The 16,792-nt window shown below is 38.8% G+C and carries 12 protein-coding genes and 1 pseudogene; 10 read left to right on the top strand and 3 right to left on the bottom strand.

The genetic code is table 11. The features are described from left to right. Positions 1-182: 182 nt before the first annotated feature. The 5 genes from AC2117_RS12725 to AC2117_RS12705 all read left to right on the top strand — a co-directional run bounded on the left by AC2117_RS12725 (position 183) and on the right by AC2117_RS12705 (position 5,403). The gene (locus AC2117_RS12725; protein ID WP_133974552.1) at positions 183-1,202 is read left to right on the top strand and encodes a type I glyceraldehyde-3-phosphate dehydrogenase; all 1,020 of its coding nucleotides are present in this window, start codon (positions 183-185) and stop codon (positions 1,200-1,202) included. 316 nt (positions 1,203-1,518) lie between these two features. Then, on the top strand, positions 1,519-2,685 hold the full coding sequence (locus AC2117_RS12720; RefSeq protein ID WP_133974550.1) for an ATP phosphoribosyltransferase regulatory subunit: 1,167 nt from the start codon (positions 1,519-1,521) through the stop codon (positions 2,683-2,685). A 62-nt stretch (positions 2,686-2,747) separates the two neighbouring features. Beyond that, positions 2,748-4,067, top strand: a complete 1,320-nt coding sequence (locus AC2117_RS12715; protein WP_133974548.1) for an adenylosuccinate synthase — start codon at positions 2,748-2,750, stop codon at positions 4,065-4,067. A 122-nt stretch (positions 4,068-4,189) separates the two neighbouring features. Then, positions 4,190-4,507, top strand: a complete 318-nt coding sequence (locus tag AC2117_RS12710) for a hypothetical protein (RefSeq protein ID WP_133974546.1) — start codon at positions 4,190-4,192, stop codon at positions 4,505-4,507. Positions 4,508-4,623: 116 nt separating this feature from the next. After that, positions 4,624-5,403, top strand: a complete 780-nt coding sequence (locus AC2117_RS12705) for a M48 family metallopeptidase (RefSeq protein WP_133974544.1) — start codon at positions 4,624-4,626, stop codon at positions 5,401-5,403. Between the two features lie 54 nt (positions 5,404-5,457). Here the strand turns inward: AC2117_RS12705 and AC2117_RS12700 are convergent, their stop codons facing one another. Then, positions 5,458-6,507, bottom strand: a complete 1,050-nt coding sequence (locus tag AC2117_RS12700) for an NADP(H)-dependent aldo-keto reductase (RefSeq protein ID WP_133974542.1) — start codon at positions 6,505-6,507, stop codon at positions 5,458-5,460. 159 nt (positions 6,508-6,666) lie between these two features. Then, positions 6,667-7,374, bottom strand: coding sequence for a cAMP-activated global transcriptional regulator CRP (gene crp, locus AC2117_RS12695; protein WP_042897906.1), 708 nt, complete (start codon positions 7,372-7,374; stop codon positions 6,667-6,669). Positions 7,375-7,615: 241 nt separating this feature from the next. Here crp and AC2117_RS19095 point away from each other — a divergent pair. From AC2117_RS19095 to AC2117_RS12685, 3 genes and pseudogenes are all read left to right on the top strand, one after another. Continuing rightward, positions 7,616-7,678: pseudogene (locus AC2117_RS19095) on the top strand (hypothetical protein); the annotation flags it as partial. A 135-nt stretch (positions 7,679-7,813) separates the two neighbouring features. Next, on the top strand, positions 7,814-8,236 hold the full coding sequence (locus AC2117_RS12690) for an OsmC family protein (RefSeq protein ID WP_004793672.1): 423 nt from the start codon (positions 7,814-7,816) through the stop codon (positions 8,234-8,236). Between the two features lie 90 nt (positions 8,237-8,326). Then, the gene (locus tag AC2117_RS12685) at positions 8,327-8,752 is read left to right on the top strand and encodes a GNAT family N-acetyltransferase (protein WP_133974540.1); all 426 of its coding nucleotides are present in this window, start codon (positions 8,327-8,329) and stop codon (positions 8,750-8,752) included. Here AC2117_RS12685 and AC2117_RS12680 read toward each other — a convergent pair. Continuing rightward, positions 8,749-9,558, bottom strand: a complete 810-nt coding sequence (locus AC2117_RS12680; RefSeq protein WP_133974538.1) for a M23 family metallopeptidase — start codon at positions 9,556-9,558, stop codon at positions 8,749-8,751. The genes AC2117_RS12685 and AC2117_RS12680 overlap by 4 nt on opposite strands. 335 nt (positions 9,559-9,893) lie before the next feature. Between AC2117_RS12680 and AC2117_RS12675 the strand changes: the two genes are divergently transcribed. Together AC2117_RS12675 and clpB are read left to right on the top strand one after the other, a co-directional pair. Next, positions 9,894-13,844 carry a Dyp-type peroxidase gene (locus tag AC2117_RS12675; protein ID WP_133974536.1) on the top strand — a complete coding sequence of 1,317 codons (3,951 nt, stop codon included), beginning with the start codon at positions 9,894-9,896 and terminating at the stop codon, positions 13,842-13,844. Positions 13,845-14,178: 334 nt separating this feature from the next. Next, positions 14,179-16,758 carry an ATP-dependent chaperone ClpB gene (clpB, locus tag AC2117_RS12670; RefSeq protein ID WP_133974534.1) on the top strand — a complete coding sequence of 860 codons (2,580 nt, stop codon included), beginning with the start codon at positions 14,179-14,181 and terminating at the stop codon, positions 16,756-16,758. Positions 16,759-16,792: the final 34 nt, after the last annotated feature.

Raw genomic sequence — 16,792 nt, 5'->3', positions numbered from 1 at the left:
TTTGATACGGGGCTTATTTTTTAAAAACGCTAAATTGTAGCGGAAAAACCCCACCGAACCAACGATTTTAAAAGGAATATCTTACAAAACTGTGATTTGGCTAAAAATCTATATTCAATTAGCCGTGACGTGCTTTACTATATGCCTTCTTTAGCTTGTAGTTTTGTAGATAAGGATAGGTCATGCAACGTATCGCCATTAATGGGTTTGGTCGAATTGGACGTAATGTTTTACGTGCCTGGTTTGAGAGTCCAAAACAATTTCATTTTGAAATCGTGGCGATTAACGACATAGCAGATGTACAAACACTCGTACATTTATTTAAATATGACTCAACACATGGCCGTTTTAATGGAAATGTGGAAATCTTTATTGAAAATGAAAAAGTTTTTTTGAACATTCAATCAAATCAAAGAATGCTAAAAGTTGAAGTTTTGAAACAGGAAAAACCTGAGCTTTTGCCGTGGTCTAGTTTAGATATTGATGTCGTACTTGAGTGTACTGGACTGTTCCGTTCCCATGCCGATGCAACTCGCCATCTACAAGCTGGAGCAAAACGGGTAATTATTGGTGCAGCACCTTTTGATCATGTCGACGCAGCAATTGTTTATGGTGTGAACCATAATGAAGTTAAAGTAACAGATCAGATCATATCGAGTGTTTCATGTACTACGCAGGCTTTGGTCCCATTGGTAAAAATCATTGATGATGCTTTTGGTATTGAAACTGCGCTTATGACAGAAATCCATGCGGTGACAGCAGACCAGTCTGTACTTGATCACGCGCATCGTGATTTACGTCGTGCTAGAGCTTCTGGGCAAAATATTATACCGACCACTTCTAGCGCACTCGGTGCATTAAAGCGTGTTATGCCTAAAATGGAAGACCGTATCGATGGTTATTCAATTCGAGTACCTACCATTAATGTGGCGGCAATTGACTTAACTTTTATCGCTCAATCGCCAATTACTATTCATCATATTAATGAAGTATTGATTAAAGCTTCTCAAACAGATTATGCGGAAATTATGGCTGTTACTGATGAACCATTAGTTTCAAGTGATTTCAACCATTCTCCTTATTCTCTTATTGTTGATTTAACCCAGACAATGGTGGTGGGGCATCAGGCTAAAGTATTTGCTTGGTACGATAATGAATGGGGCTATGCAAATCGATTATTGGATTTGTGTGATTCTTTCTAAAAGTGAATTTAAATAATTTAAGAAAGCTATTCAAAGATTAAATCTGGTGAATTGGAAACAAGGCGATAGTTCAGTTATTGGCCCTTTCTTTGGTCGAAGAACTTTTGATTATAATTTAAGTGAGTGATAGTAAGATATTGAATCCATTTACTAATTCATAAAAACTTCTTTTTGACTTTAGAGTTTATTAGGAAAGATTTATGCAAATTGTCAGGTGCATGGCACAAAGTATCATGCTACACTAAGAGAAATCGGGTGTGTTCCCGATTTTTTTATGTGGGGTCGTTCCACGTTGATCAGATTTTAGGCTTGAAATATGACCATTTCAGAGACATGGTTGCTGCCTGACGGGGTAGCAGATGTATTGCCGGAACAGGCACAAGTCATTGAAAAACTTCGCCGTGAAGCTTTAGATTTCCTCGCGGTGCGAGGTTATCAATTGGTATATACACCATTTATCGAATACATCGAATCGTTGTCTTCATTATCAGAATCAAATCAAGACTTAGATTTAGTAACTTTTAAGGTTATTGATCAGCTCTCAGGCCGTTTACTCGGTGTTCGTGCTGATATGACACCACAAGTTGCACGTATTGATGCACATGTAAGACCAGTTGAAGGCGTTGCACGTTACTGTTATTCAGGGACTGTATTACATACTAAACCACAAAATTTCAATGCTACTCGTGCACCTTTACAATTAGGTGCAGAGTTATATGGCCACGACAGTATCGAAGCTGATGTCGAAATGGTCGGTGTTATGCTGGGGTTGATTGAGAACATCTATACTTTGCAAGGCGCGCATTTAGATTTGGGCCATGTAGGGTTGTTCCGTAGTCTAGTCAAGTATGCTGGACTGCCAAAAAATGAAGAACATGAGCTGTCTGATCTTTATCAAAGAAAAGCGTTACCAGAGTTAGCAGAATTTACTCAAAGCCTAAATATGGGTTCTGATTTCTATGCGCTTGGCCGTTATTCTAGTGATCTAGAAGCATTGCAGACGAACTTAAGTGCCAATATTTTGCAAGATGCTGAATTTAAGTCAGCATTAGATGCACTTAAGACGACACTTAAGCAAATTAAAGGCCGTTGGCCAAATCTCAATATCGGTATCGATGTTGTAGAGCTACGTAGTTATCACTACCACACTGGTTTAATGTATGCAGTCTATGCGCCGAACCGTGCTGCGCCGTTAGCGCAGGGTGGCCGTTACGATGGTATTGGTGAGCATTTTGGTCGCGCACGTCCTGCTACTGGCTTTAGTTGTGATTTATATGCCTTAGGCGCAAATCAGTTCGCAGAGATCGAAACTGTGGTTGCTCCAAAAGGTACAGAACAGGATTTACTCAAAGCAATTTCTAATGCACGTGCTCAAGGTTTACGTGTGGTTCAGTTGCTCGGTAATGATGATTTAAGTTCTATTCCTTATGCTACACATCAACTTGTGTCGCAAAATGGACAATGGAATATTGAAAAGATTTAATCGCCACCAGTAAGTTCTACTGGCGGCTCTCAATTTTAACAGCATGATGTAATGAGGCTATTATGGGCAAAAATGTTGTGGTACTTGGTACCCAATGGGGCGACGAAGGTAAAGGTAAAATCGTCGACCTGCTCACAGATCAGGCGGCTGCGGTAGTACGTTATCAAGGCGGACATAACGCAGGTCATACTCTTGTCGTAGGTGGTAAAAAAACTGTATTGCACCTCATTCCATCAGGTATTTTACGTGAAAACGTATTGTGCTTAATTGGTAATGGCGTGGTACTTTCACCAGCCGCGTTAATTGAAGAAATGGGAATTTTGGAAGCGGAAGGAGTTCCTGTTAAAGAACGCCTTCGTATTTCTCCAAACTGTCCACTCATTTTGCCTAACCACATTGCACTTGATCAGGCGCGTGAAAAGAAACGTGGTAATGCTAAAATCGGTACTACAGGTCGTGGTATCGGTCCTGCGTACGAAGATAAAGTCGCTCGTCGTGCAGTGCGTGTTGCTGATCTTGTTCGTGGTGGCGCAGCATTAGAAGAAAAACTGTCTGAAATGCTTGAGTTACATAACTTCCAGTTAACTCAGTTCTACGGTGTAGAAGCTGTTAAATTTGAAGATGTATTGGCTCTTTGCAACCAATGGCGTGAAGTCCTTGCTCCATTAATAGTTGATGTGACTAAAGTGTTGCATGATTATCGCAAAGAAGGTAAGGCTGTAATGTTTGAAGGAGCTCAAGGCTCACTTCTAGATATTGACCACGGTACTTATCCATATGTTACAAGTTCAAATACAACTGCTGGTGGCGTAAGCTCTGGTTCAGGTATGGGACCTTTACATCTTGATTATGTATTAGGTATTACTAAGGCTTATACAACACGTGTAGGTGCTGGTCCATTCCCAACTGAATTGGTTTACGATGCGGCAGCTGATGCTGGTGATCCAGTGGGTAAACACTTGGGTACTGTAGGTCATGAGTTTGGTGCTTCTACTGGTCGTCAACGTCGTTGTGGTTGGTTCGATGCTGAAATCCTTCGCCGTTCTGTAGATGTAAACTCACTTTCTGGTATTTGCTTAACTAAACTTGACGTTTTAGATGGTTTAGAAGAAGTAAAAATCTGTGTGGGCTATGAAAATACAGATTCAGGTTGTGTAGGTTCTTCTGATGCGGTTTCTTTTGAATGCTTGAAACCAATTTATGAAACTATGTCTGGTTGGAGCGAGTCGACTGTTGGTTTAACCAGTATTGACCAATTACCAGCAAATGCTTTGGCATATGTAAAGCGTATTGAACAGTTAATCGAATGCCCGATTGATATTGTTTCAACTGGTCCAGACCGTGCAGAAACAATTGTTTTACGTCATCCATTCTCTGCTTAATTAGCAAAGATTAAAAAGCCTCCTGAAAGGGGGGCTTTTTTTATACGCGACTAAAGTGCAGTTTTTGTTTTATTCGATTCAGATTAAAACGTTATATATAGATAAGGAATGATGGGCTCAGGATGAAGCTGCAACCAACTATTTCAAAAACAATTTTTTATTCTTTTTTATTTGCTATAGGTGGTTCACCAACCTTAGCGATGTTGGTCATTTATGGACAAACATATCATGAAGATTTCTTTATGACTGCTTTTATGAGTTTGTCAGTATTGTTTGCATGCGTGTTAATTCCTGTTGTTTTCATACAAAATAGCTATTTACTCTGGAAAAGGAAAAGTCCTAATCTTGAAGAGAAAGTTAAGACCTTAAGTCATGTCTATCTTGGGTTAAATATAATATGTTTGATTTTCTGGATTTATTTGATGACTTTATCTGCTTGATCGTTACATAAATACTATGATCATGAAGAAATGAGACATTCAAAGCGTGGGCAGTATTTCTTATAATAAGTGTAAAAGAATAAACAGCTTTTTTAACGATTTAGGTGATCTGTGTTATGAATAAAAAACTCTTTTTAAGCTTGTGTGCTGCAAGTGTGATGACCATTTCTGGCTGTGCAACCGTAGCTGATATGGCAGGTGCCGATACAGCGACCTTAAATGCTCAATCGGCTCAAGGTTTTAATAAAATGGTGCAGGAAGCACGTGGTAAGGGTGCGCTAGATGCTAGCTCTAGTACATATAACCGCATTAATGCTGTATTCAACCGTTTGAAACCGTATGCAAACCAGATGAACCAGACGGGTCAGCCATTTAGCTGGCAATTGGCAGTGTTGAAGTCTGATACGATTAATGCCTATGTAGCACCAGGTGGTAAAGTTGTGTTCTATACAGGTATTGTCAACAAATTGAACCTCACTGATGCGGAAATTGCAGCGGTTATGGGGCATGAAATGACTCACGCTTTAGAAGAGCACGCAAAAAGTAAAATTGGCGCTCAGGCTTTGACTGATTTGGCATTAGGTATTGGTTTAAGCTATGCCGGTAACAATGTAGGCCAGCTTGGAACTGCTGCTGCTCAGTTGGGTTCGCAAGTGGGTGTAGGCTTACCATATTCTCGTAGCTTGGAAAGTCGTGCTGACCAAGGTGGTTTAATGCTAATGGCGCGTGCAGGTTATAACCCAAATGCTGCGATTACACTTTGGGAAAAAATGAACAAGCTTGAAGGTGGTGGTGGTTCATCTTTCTTGTCTACTCACCCATCTAATTCGCAGCGTATTGGCGAAATGCGTAAGAACTTACCTGCGGCAATGGCGGTTTATAATAGCCGTAAATAAGATATAAATTTTTTATAGATAAAGAAAACGGATGCTTAAGCATCCGTTTTTTATTTAGGGTGCAGGGTTGGGCTGTTGAGTGTGAATGGCCTCAATACCTTGCAAAACTTCAGCAGATAATTCAATTTCAAATGCCTGAATATTTTCTTTAAGTTGGTCTAGGTTCGTGGCACCAATAATTGTGCTGGTCACAAAGAATTGTTGTTTGATAAAGGCTAATGCCATTTGGGTTAAGCTTAGTCCATGTTTCTCAGCTAGCTGTGCATATTGCTCAGTTGCCCATTCGCTTTGAGGGTTACTGTAGCGGCTAAAACGTGGAAATAATGTGACACGAGCATTAGCGGGGCGAGCGCCATTTCTAAACTTGCCAGAGAGATAGCCAAAAGCAAGAGGAGAGTAAGCGAGTAAACCAATATCTTCATATTTAGCAATTTCAGACATACCTATTTCATAAGTACGGTTGAGTAGACTATATGGGTTTTGAACGCTTACGAACTTGCTTACACCTAATTTTTCAGCCAAATGTAAAAACTTCATAGTGCCCCATGGCGTTTCATTCGATAAACCAATATAGCGAATGCGCCCGCGGTTAATCTCTTCTTGTAGAGCAAGTAATGTTTCTTCTAAAGGAGTGGTGTCGTAATCATTTTGAGCTTGTTGGTTGCCATAAGCTAGCGTACCAAAAAAGTTGGTGTGACGTTCAGGCCAATGGAGTTGATAAAGGTCGATATAATCGGTTTGGAGACGTTTTAGTGAGTTATCTAGGGCTTTAGCAATATGATCGCTGTTGAAGCGCGTATGGCCTTCTCTGATGTGTGTTCCTCCAAAGCCTGGTCCGGCAATCTTAGAGGCGAGGAAGACTTTATCACGTTGACCATTTTGGGCAAACCAATTGCCAATAATGGTTTCTGTTGCACCATAAGTTTCAGGTTTTGGCGGAACCGAATACATCTCTGCCGTATCCCAAAAATATAAACCGTGTGCCAAAGCATAATTGAGTTGTTCAAATGCTTCTTGCTGGGAGTTTTGCTCACCAAATGTCATGGTGCCTAAACAAATTTCTGGAAGCTTAAGGCCTGTGCGACTAAGGGGGTTAAATTGCATACAGCGGAATCCTTGGAAATTTTGAGTTAGCCTAACGGAGAATATGTATTCAACTTAAATCATAAAATTAGAATAGTTTGTAAGTTTTGTGTATTAACTCATTGTTGCATATAAAAAAAGCAAACCGAAGTTTGCTTTTTATTAAAAATTTAATAAATTTTATTCTTCATCTTCGAATTCTTCATCAGTAACAGGTGCCTCTTCTAATGAAACATCAAAAATAAGAATAGCTTTACCATCTGTCTGGATCATGCCTTGATCTTCTAAGGTTTTGAGTACACGGCCAACCATCTCACGTGAACAACCTACAATACGGCCAATTTCTTGACGAGTAATACGAATTTGACGACCATTTGGCAAAATCATTGCTTCTGGCTGTGAAGAGAGATCGATTAAACAACGCGCAATACGCCCAGACACATCAATAAATGCAAGATCTGTCATTTTACGGGTCGTATTTTTTAGACGGCGAACAAGCTGTGCAAAAACAGCATAACTTAAGTCTGGATATTGTTTGCTAAGTTCGTGGAAGTTGTCATAAGAAATTTCTGCAATTTCACAGACATCACGAGTACGAACTTCAGCTGTACGTTGAGGGTTCGGTTCGAAAAGCCCCATTTCCCCAAAGAAGTCGCCCGGATTCAAATATGCAACAACAATTTCACGTTCATCATCTTCACGTAAAATAATTGAAACTGAACCTTTTAAAATTAAATATAAAGATTTCGACTCTGTTCCTGCATCAACAATTGTGGTTCGTTTTGGATATCTGTTGATGTGAGCACGTTTTAACAATGCTTTAACGGATTCAGGTAGTTGCCCCGGGGATAAAGCATCTGTGCTGAGTTGTGAAAAATTTGAAGTCATGCTTAATATGTTCCGAATAGGGTAAACAATTCACACAAGCCCGAGATGAGCTATTACACAGAAGAGATGAAATTCCTTATCAACTCATTTTATGTTAGTGTACAAAACAAGGGTCTGTTGACATTTCACAGATGGTTGCGACATAAGACAATTCTTTTAGACGTTACCAAGCAAGAGCTATGAAATTTAGCCATTCTAAATAAATAGATCTTAACAACGGAACGTACAAAATAACATAGTCTTGCGCTATGCCTGCGCTGCTTAAATGGCAACTCAGATTATGGCTGAAATTTCACAAACTATATAACAAAACTGGACAAAGGATTGCCATTGTCTGGGTTTTGCGTCTTATTTGGATTAATTTTTAGCTCTAACGCAATCCATAGATGAAATGTCAACAGACCCTGCTTAAATTTATAATTTTTTTTAGGTAGTTGCAATGCAAACAAGTGTACATTGGCTAGAGAATGTTGCTTTTGAAGCGAAATCTGATAGTGGGCATAGTGTCATCATGGATGGCTCACCTGAGTATGGTGGTGAAAACCGTGGCCCACGTCCTATGGAGTTGCTATTAATGGGACTTGGTGGGTGTGCTTCGTTTGATATTGTGACTATTTTAAAGAAATCTCGACAAGATGTGACGAATGTCGTATGTAGTTTAAAAGCTGAGCGCGCTGACACAATTCCGGCTGTTTTTACTAAAATCCACTTACACTTTGTGGTAACCGGCAAAGCTGTGAAAGAAAAACAGGTTGCAAAAGCGGTTGAATTGTCTGCTGAAAAATATTGTTCAGCGAGTAAAATGCTTTCCGATGGTGGTGTAGAAATTACCCATGACTTCGAAATTATTGAAGCGGAATAAGGCATTTTTTTGATAGATAGAAAGAAGAAGCTAACATTAGAGTTGGCTTTTTTATTATCAAAAATAACTAAAAAATAAGAGGGCATGAAAGTGAATATTCGTTTTGCTAAATGGGAAGATACTCAAGCAATATGCGATTTACTTAAACAGATGGGCTACTCACAGCCATTAATTCTTATTCAAGAAAAATTTGAAATCTTACATAACGACCCAAAAGCAGTAATCTTGATTGCTGAAGAGGATGACCAGATTTTCGGTTTTTTATCGCTTTATTTTATTCCACAAATTGCATTACAAGGGGACTTTGCCAAAGTATGCTATTTGTGTGTTGATGAAAATATACGAAGTAAAGGTATTGGACATTTGCTTTTACAGCAGGCTGAGCAATTGGCAAGGCAGCGGGGATGTGATCGGATGATACTGCATTCTGGAGAACAGAGAACATTGGCGCACCAGTTTTACTTACGAGAAGGTTATGTTGATGCGCCTAAATATTTTCGAAAAAAACTAAATTAGTGCGTTTTACCTAAGAATAACTGAGGATCTACTCGTGCATTATTCAGGCTCATGCCCCAATGTAAGTGCGGACCTGTAACACGTCCAGTTTTACCCACCAAGCCTAAAACTTCTCCTTGGCGAATATGTTGACCTTTCTCTACTTTAATTGCGCTTAAATGGCAGAACATACTGATTAAGCCTTGCCCGTGATCAATTAATACCGTTTGACCATTAAAAAAATAAGATCCAGTTTGGATTACAACACCATCTGCTGGTGCAACTACTTTTTGTCCTACTGGTGCAGGGATGTCTAAACCTGAGTGGGGTGCGCGCTCTTCACCATTAAAGAAGCGTTTTCGCCCAAAAGAGTTGCTGAATTTCCCTGAAGTTGGGCGTATAAATGCTGGTAGGGCTCGCCATGAACTCTGTGTAAATGAGCTATACACATTATTTTGTTCTTTCGCTTCTTGAGCATAACGATCTAACTGACTTTGGTTGGGATTCACATAGTCTTGGTTAGTAACTTTAATCCGTTGCTCAGCGTAAGGATAGGACTTAACTTCTATTTGAATAGGGGTTTTGTTCGTATCAAGTTGTACAGTACCAAGTGGGGTAGATAACGGAATACCGAATACAGCATAACGCTGCTGGCCTTCCTGACTGATTAAAACTGGCTTTTGTTGAAAGGTGACCCGAGTAATATCACTTGTTAAAGGAATCACTGCGATTCCGCCAGCTCTTCTGGAGTCTTGGGGAAGCTCGGCAAAGCAGTAAAAAGGTATTGATGTAAAAAGTAAAGTGGAGATGAGTTTTTTTATTAGCATAACAACAATAATTTTATAAAAGAATATTAGAGATTATATCAGTAAGTTTTAATTAAGAGATATTTTAATTTTTTTAACAATGAGTTTTATTTGTTATTTTATTTTAATAATTCAGTATTTTTTTAATATATTCATCTTCGTTTTTATATTTTTTTATCTTATATTTTAAATTTTCTAAACTCATTTTTTATTAAAATTATTTGTTAATCCTTAGTATTTTTCTTTTATTTTAAATATCTTGTTATTTTAATTTTTATTGTCAATAATGATTTTTTGGTTAAATTTGTAATCAAAATTCTAATTATTATATAAATATTTTAAAGGACTTTAATATAATGTTAAATAACTCTTATGAAAATCGTTTTACTGAAGTATGGAAATATATGCAACGTGGGTTGGTTTATCCTTCACCCCATGCAATTTTTAGTACGGTTTGGCTTAATAAAGAGATTACACGGGAAAGAATTCGTCAGTTAATGATAGCTGTGCGTCAAGAGGTCAATAAGAATCCTGCACTTTCTAGTAAAAATACAACTTTGGCGATTGGAGTATCTTTTGATAACTGGGATGCAATTTGTAAAAAAGATGGTTTATCACGACCAAAAGGAATGCAATTACATTATCCAGAAGAAAAAAATCCAAATATCTCAAAAGTTTTTACTGATTCTAATGAAAGTTTTAAAAACTCGAATGGTGATATTTGGCTGCATGTGAAAAGTGATGATGCTAATGCATGTAAGATATTACAGGAATATATTAAGAAATTTTTAGCTTCAGATATTAAGGAAGTAGTGAGTCAGGTTACTGCTTCACAATCTAAAACTGGTCGCAATGGTAAGGTTCTAGGTTGTCGTTTTTCTGAGAACTTAAATAATCCGTCTGATCCAATTTCACTGGCAAAGCATACTTTAATTGGTGCAGAGGATATTGAGCACTTTGGTGGTTCATACATTTTATCTCAAAGGTTTCTGATTAACTGGGATCAAATCAACATGATGTCGGAAGATCAAATTGAAGATTTGATTGGACGTAAAACTGACGACACGATTATTCCAGACCGTGATAGCCGTTCGCACATTAAAGCTTCTCGTGTGCAAGATGAAAATGGAAATACTACACCTGTTTTGCGTCTGGGCTTACCGTTTGGCCGTGCTGAGGCAAATTCAAGTTTTAGAGTACCCAAATCGGTAACTAAAGCAGATGAAGAAGGGATTTACTTTGCTGGTTTTGCAAAAACTGCTGCCATTTTAGAAGAAGTGATGGCAAACCAAATTGGACCAAGACAAGATTCCATGAAAGGCTTCATGAATGATCGTCTATTCAATAATCTTCACTCAGACTTGGGCGGTATCTTCTATGTTCCGAGTTTAAAAGATTTAAAATTAGACGATGCTCCAGAATATTTAAATAATTTTAATTATCTGAACGACAACGACAACGACAACGACAACGACAACGACAACGACAACATGGATTGGGAGTCATTCCCAGGTATGGACTGGATGCGTTTTGATCGACATTATACGAACAGTTCTGATAATGGGTTAATGTATTACAACCACAGTAATTATCTTTTTAATATGGCGACTGGGCTAAATCCCCATAGTGATTTTTTTAATCCACCTTCTAATCGTATTTTAAGTCTACTAGAGAATACATTTTCTTTATGGCAAGACAACTGGTATTTCAATCGAAAACAAGAAGAAATTGAGCAAGGTGTAGATTATTACATTAACCAGTTTAATATCCATGATAAGCCTGAAAATATTATGGGTTTATCAATTATGCTACGTAAAGGCTGGGCCATCCGATTAAGCTTACAGTTATTCTCATCAGAAAAATATGGTTTCCGTGGACGGAAAATATTATTAAAAAATGGTGAAATGATTCCCTATTCGAGTAGACGTGAATGTGAAGGTAAGGTCATTTATGGATCAGATACGTATCGCATTATGCCTGATGAAATTATTGTTGGAGCTATGCCAAACCTGACTTTGGGTGAAGGCCGCTATGTAATGAAATATTTATCTGAGGAGGAGCGTCTTCAGGGCTTTCTGCGTAACTTAAGTGAAGCCTCAGGTGTAGGGCATGTTATTCCGAATTATAAAAAAGCACTAGATTTAGGTTTAGCTGGTCTACAACAAGAAATTGCTAAACATGCAAATAATGCTCAGACTCCAGAGAAGAAAGATTTCTATCAAGCTTCAGTATTGGCATTGAAAGGTATTTCTGAATATTTTTTAAATTACTCAAAACTCGCATTTAAAATTGCAGGGCAGATGCAAGAAGGACAAAAATTTGAAAAAGATAATTTAACTGCGATTGGTCATCGAATGGAAAAGTTGTCGAAGGATAAACCAGAGACATTTATTGAGGCAGTTCAATTTATTTTTACATTGCATAGCTGTTTGCATTTAAATGGGGAACCAACCGCATTTGGACGAATGGATCAACTGTTGCAACCTTTCTTGGACAACCATTCGGCTACGCTTGAAGAAGCGCAAGAAATTATCGATGCGTTCTATATTAAGTTAGATGAAAAAGTACAGCAGAACCGTATTTTTATGGAAGATCATCAACCTTTCGGTAATCTTGCGATGGGTGGCAGTTCAGGCCCTTATCCTCAAGGAGCATCATTGGGGCAATGGATTCAACAGATTACAGTGGGTGGCACAGTAGCTGATGGTGAAGCAGATTTTTTAAAAACCAAACCAGCTTACAATGAGGTCACCAAATTATTCATTCGTGCATCAGGTCGCTTACCATTAAATGCCCCGTGTTTGTCTTTAAGAACCCGAAAAGATATTCCTGAAGATATTTTACAAGAAGCTGCCCATGCAATTTTATCTGGTGGTGCTCATCCAATTTTATTAAATGATGAAAAACTCATTCCTAGTCTTCACCAGAGTGGAAATGGTGTAGGGGGAGATACACTCACTAATTTGCCAACTTGGAATTCTAAAGTCGATATTCGTTCAGCTCAAAATTATGCTTGCGATGGTTGTTATGAACCTCAGTTCCCAGGCGAAAACTGGTTCTCTTTAGGTGGTTTCTCAACTTTACAGCCGTTGGAGTGTGCACTAAATCAGGGTAAAACAATTTCAAGTGCCGGACAAAGTTATCTGTTTGGGCAAACTGTTTCATTAAATACTAAACCTGCCGATCAGATTGATAGCTTTGAAGAATTATTAGAGTTATACAAACAGCATTTTGAATTGCTCAATCGCAAGGCATTCAATGGGCAAATTCTAGGTTACGGTGCCAATACAGATATTTGTCCATCTCCAATTCTAAATATCTTGATGGATGACTGCTTGGCTAAAGGGCAAGATTTTTATAGTGGCGGTGCTAAATATAATATTTATGGACCGTGTTATATCTCGCTCAGTAATACGATTAACTCGTTGTATGCCATTAAGGCGATGGTTTTTGACCCGTTAACTGCAGTTACTACATTGCCTGAACTATTAGAGTGTCTGTGCTGTGACTGGGGATATAAAATGACTGAGCCATTTATTAGCAATTTAGCTGGTCATGCCCGTATTGCTGCTCAAGCGGATCGTTATAAGCGCTTACGTGAAATTGCTTTGGCACAACCACGTTATGGGCGAGGGAATTCTGAAGTTGATAAACTAGGTGATGAGATTGTTAAAATGATTGCTGAGATATCAGTCAAGACATTTACTCATCCATGGCCACAATTCGCACAAAGTCTTAAAAGTTTGGCTGAACGCTATGGTTCAACAGAGCATCCATTTGGTATTCAGATTCAACCGGGTGTAGGAACTTTTGAAAATCATGTAGAAATGGGGGCATGGAATGGTGCGAGTGCTGATGGTCGCCGTTTAGGTACGACAGTAGCTTCTGATCTAAGTCCATCACCAAGTCCAGCAGATTTGGAAATTGATCATCAAAAAGTTGAGTTTAGCCGTGCTTTACAAGGTTTTGATGGTATCGGCACAGATTTAATGGCTGATGGAGCACCTACAGATTTTAATATTGGTGAAGACTTTGGAGTTAAAGAACTTGTAGCTATCCTGAAGCAATTCAGTCAAGGTAGTTCATCTAATATTTTAACAATAACAGTAGCTGACCCAGAAACATTTGCTCAAGCTGTGACATCACCTGAGCAATATAATTTGTTAAGAGTACGTACTGGTGGTTGGTCAAACTTCTTTACATCTGTGTTCCCTACTATTCAGGAGCAACATCAGCGTCGTCCAGTGTCAACGCCAGACTTACCCAAAGAAAAAACAGAACAAGCAAGATGCCCATTTCATCAATAGACTAATTGATTAATCATTTTGTTAAGGCAGTCTTTTAACATAAAGGCTGCCTTCAATTATTTTAATATTTAACAGTTATAACTTTTAAAAAAATCACAGCTTTCAAATTGCCATTTGTTATAAAAATTCAGATAAAAACATGACATTTTTGCTTTCTCTTAAAAATTATACAAAATGTACTTGAAATAGGTCATTCATAAACCCATATTATAATGGAGTTTTACTCATTGTTATTTTAATAACATTATGAAAAATATATAAAAATTTATTTGAAATCCGAAGAAGTGTTCCCATCTATTAGACAAGTACAAATTTGTTGTGAGGAATAACAAGAATGCGTTTTGAAAAATTTACAAACCGCTTGCAGCAAGCCCTTTCAGATGCTCAATCTTTAGCGATGGGTAGAGACCATACCGCGATCGCAGGTATTCATATTTTGTCTACCCTATTACAAGAGCCATCAAATATTAGTTTGTTGCAACAAGCAGGTGCACGGTTACCTGAACTTAAACAAAAGCTTGAGCAAGCTATAAAAGATGCTCCGATCATTGCGAATCCGACTGGAGATGTCAATTTAAACCCTGAAGCCGTTAAAGCGCTTAATCTGGCAGATAGATATGCGCAAAAAGCAGGTGATGAATTTTTATCAACTGACTGGGTTCTATTAGGCTTAGCAGAGACAGGCGAAACTAAAAATATTTTAAGTGCCGTAGGTGTAACTCCTGACAGCTTACGTAAAGTTATTGAACATATTCGAGGTAGTGACAAAGTCATGAGTAATAATCACGAAGATCAGCGTGACTCACTTAATAAATATACGATTGATTTAACTGAACGTGCCTTAGCGGGAAAACTTGATCCAGTGATTGGGCGTGATGATGAAATTCGTCGTACTATTCAGGTCTTATCCCGTCGTACAAAAAACAACCCTGTACTCATTGGTGAGCCGGGTGTTGGTAAAACCGCTATTGTTGAAGGTTTGGCACAGCGTATTGTAAATGGTGAAGTACCAGAAGGTTTAAAAAGCAAACGAGTTTTATCATTAGATTTAGGTTCATTACTTGCTGGTGCTAAATATCGTGGTGAGTTTGAAGAGCGCTTAAAAGCTGTTTTAAAAGATTTGGCAAAACATGAAGGCGAAATCATCCTGTTTATTGACGAGCTACATACGCTTGTAGGCGCAGGTAAAGGTGATGGCGCAATGGATGCAGGGAACATGTTAAAACCTGCATTGGCGCGTGGTGAGTTGCGCTGTGTGGGTGCAACAACCTTAGATGAGTATCGCCAATATATTGAAAAAGATGCTGCATTAGAGCGTCGCTTCCAAAAAGTGTTGGTTGATGAGCCAAGTGTTGAAGATACCATTGCGATTTTACGTGGTCTAAAAGAGAAATATGCCACTCACCATGGCGTGCAGATTTTAGACTCAGCGATTATTGCTGCCGCGAAAATGTCTCATCGCTACATTACAGATCGTCAATTACCAGACAAAGCAATTGACTTGATTGATGAAGCAGCTTCTCGTATTAAGATGGAAATTGACTCCAAACCAGAAGCGCTTGATAAGCTCGATCGCCGTTTAATTCAGTTGAAAATGCAATTGGAAGCTGTAAAAAAAGATGAAGATGTAGGCAGCAAAGCCGAAGTTACTCATCTTGAAAAACAGATTGCTGAAGTCGAGAAAGAGTACAACGATCTTGAAGAAATCTGGAAATCTGAGAAGACTCTTGTAGAAGGCACTAAACAAGCTCAGGTTGAACTTGATAAAGCGCGTATCGCATTTGAAAAGGCTCAGCGTGAGGGTGATTTGGCTGAAGCAGCACGTTTACAGTATGGTGTGATTCCAGAGCTTCAAAAACAACTTGAGCAAGATGAAGTTGCAGAAGAGAACGAAGAGCCAAAACTTATTCGTACTAAAGTGACTGAAAATGAAATTGCTGAGGTTGTTAGTGCTGCAACAGGAATTCCAGTTGCGAAAATGCTGCAAGGCGAGCGTGAAAAGCTACTCAATATGGAAGGTTTTTTACACGACCGCGTTGTAGGGCAAGATGAAGCCGTTGTTGCTGTATCGAATGCGGTTCGTCGTTCGCGTGCAGGCTTGTCTGATCCGAATCGTCCAAGTGGTTCATTCTTATTCTTGGGTCCAACAGGTGTTGGTAAAACTGAGTTGACTAAAGCACTGGCGAACTTCTTGTTTGACAGTGATGACGCCATGATTCGTATCGATATGAGTGAATTCATGGAGAAACATTCGGTCAGCCGTTTGGTTGGTGCGCCTCCGGGATATGTGGGTTATGAAGAAGGCGGTGTTTTAACCGAAGCTGTTCGCCGTAAACCATATAGTGTGGTGTTGTTTGATGAGGTTGAAAAAGCGCATCCAGATGTATTCAATATCTTGCTACAAGTGTTGGACGACGGACGTTTAACAGACTCACAGGGTCGAGTAGTAGACTTTAAAAACACGGTTATTGTGATGACATCGAACTTAGGTTCACAAGATGTACGTGAGCTAGGTGAGGGTGCAACAGACGATGACGTGCGTGCCATTGTAATGAATGCGGTAAGTCAGCATTTCCGTCCGGAATTTATTAACCGGATTGATGAGCTTATGATTTTCCATTCACTCAAAAAAGCACAAATTCGAGGCATTGCCGATATTCAGTTGGATCGATTACGTTCACGACTTGTTGATCGTGATATGAGTTTAACTGTAGATGATACTGCTTTTGATTTATTGATTGATGCTGGTTTCGACCCTGTATATGGAGCGCGCCCATTGAAACGTGCGATTCAACAACAGATTGAAAACACATTAGCTCAAAAAATCTTGTCGGGTGATTTTGTCGCAGGCGATACCATTTTGGTTAAAGGCGAAAATGGGCATTTAGTCTTCGATAAAATGAAACTCAGCTAAGCTTTTTCTGCTAAAACCGAAAAGAGAATATGGA

Origin of the sequence: Acinetobacter calcoaceticus, from assembly GCF_900520355.1 — a bacterium.
GTDB lineage: Bacteria > Pseudomonadota > Gammaproteobacteria > Pseudomonadales > Moraxellaceae > Acinetobacter > Acinetobacter calcoaceticus_C.
The sequence above is the reverse complement of the archived record's forward strand: the minus strand, read 5'-3'. Positions and strand labels throughout refer to the sequence as shown.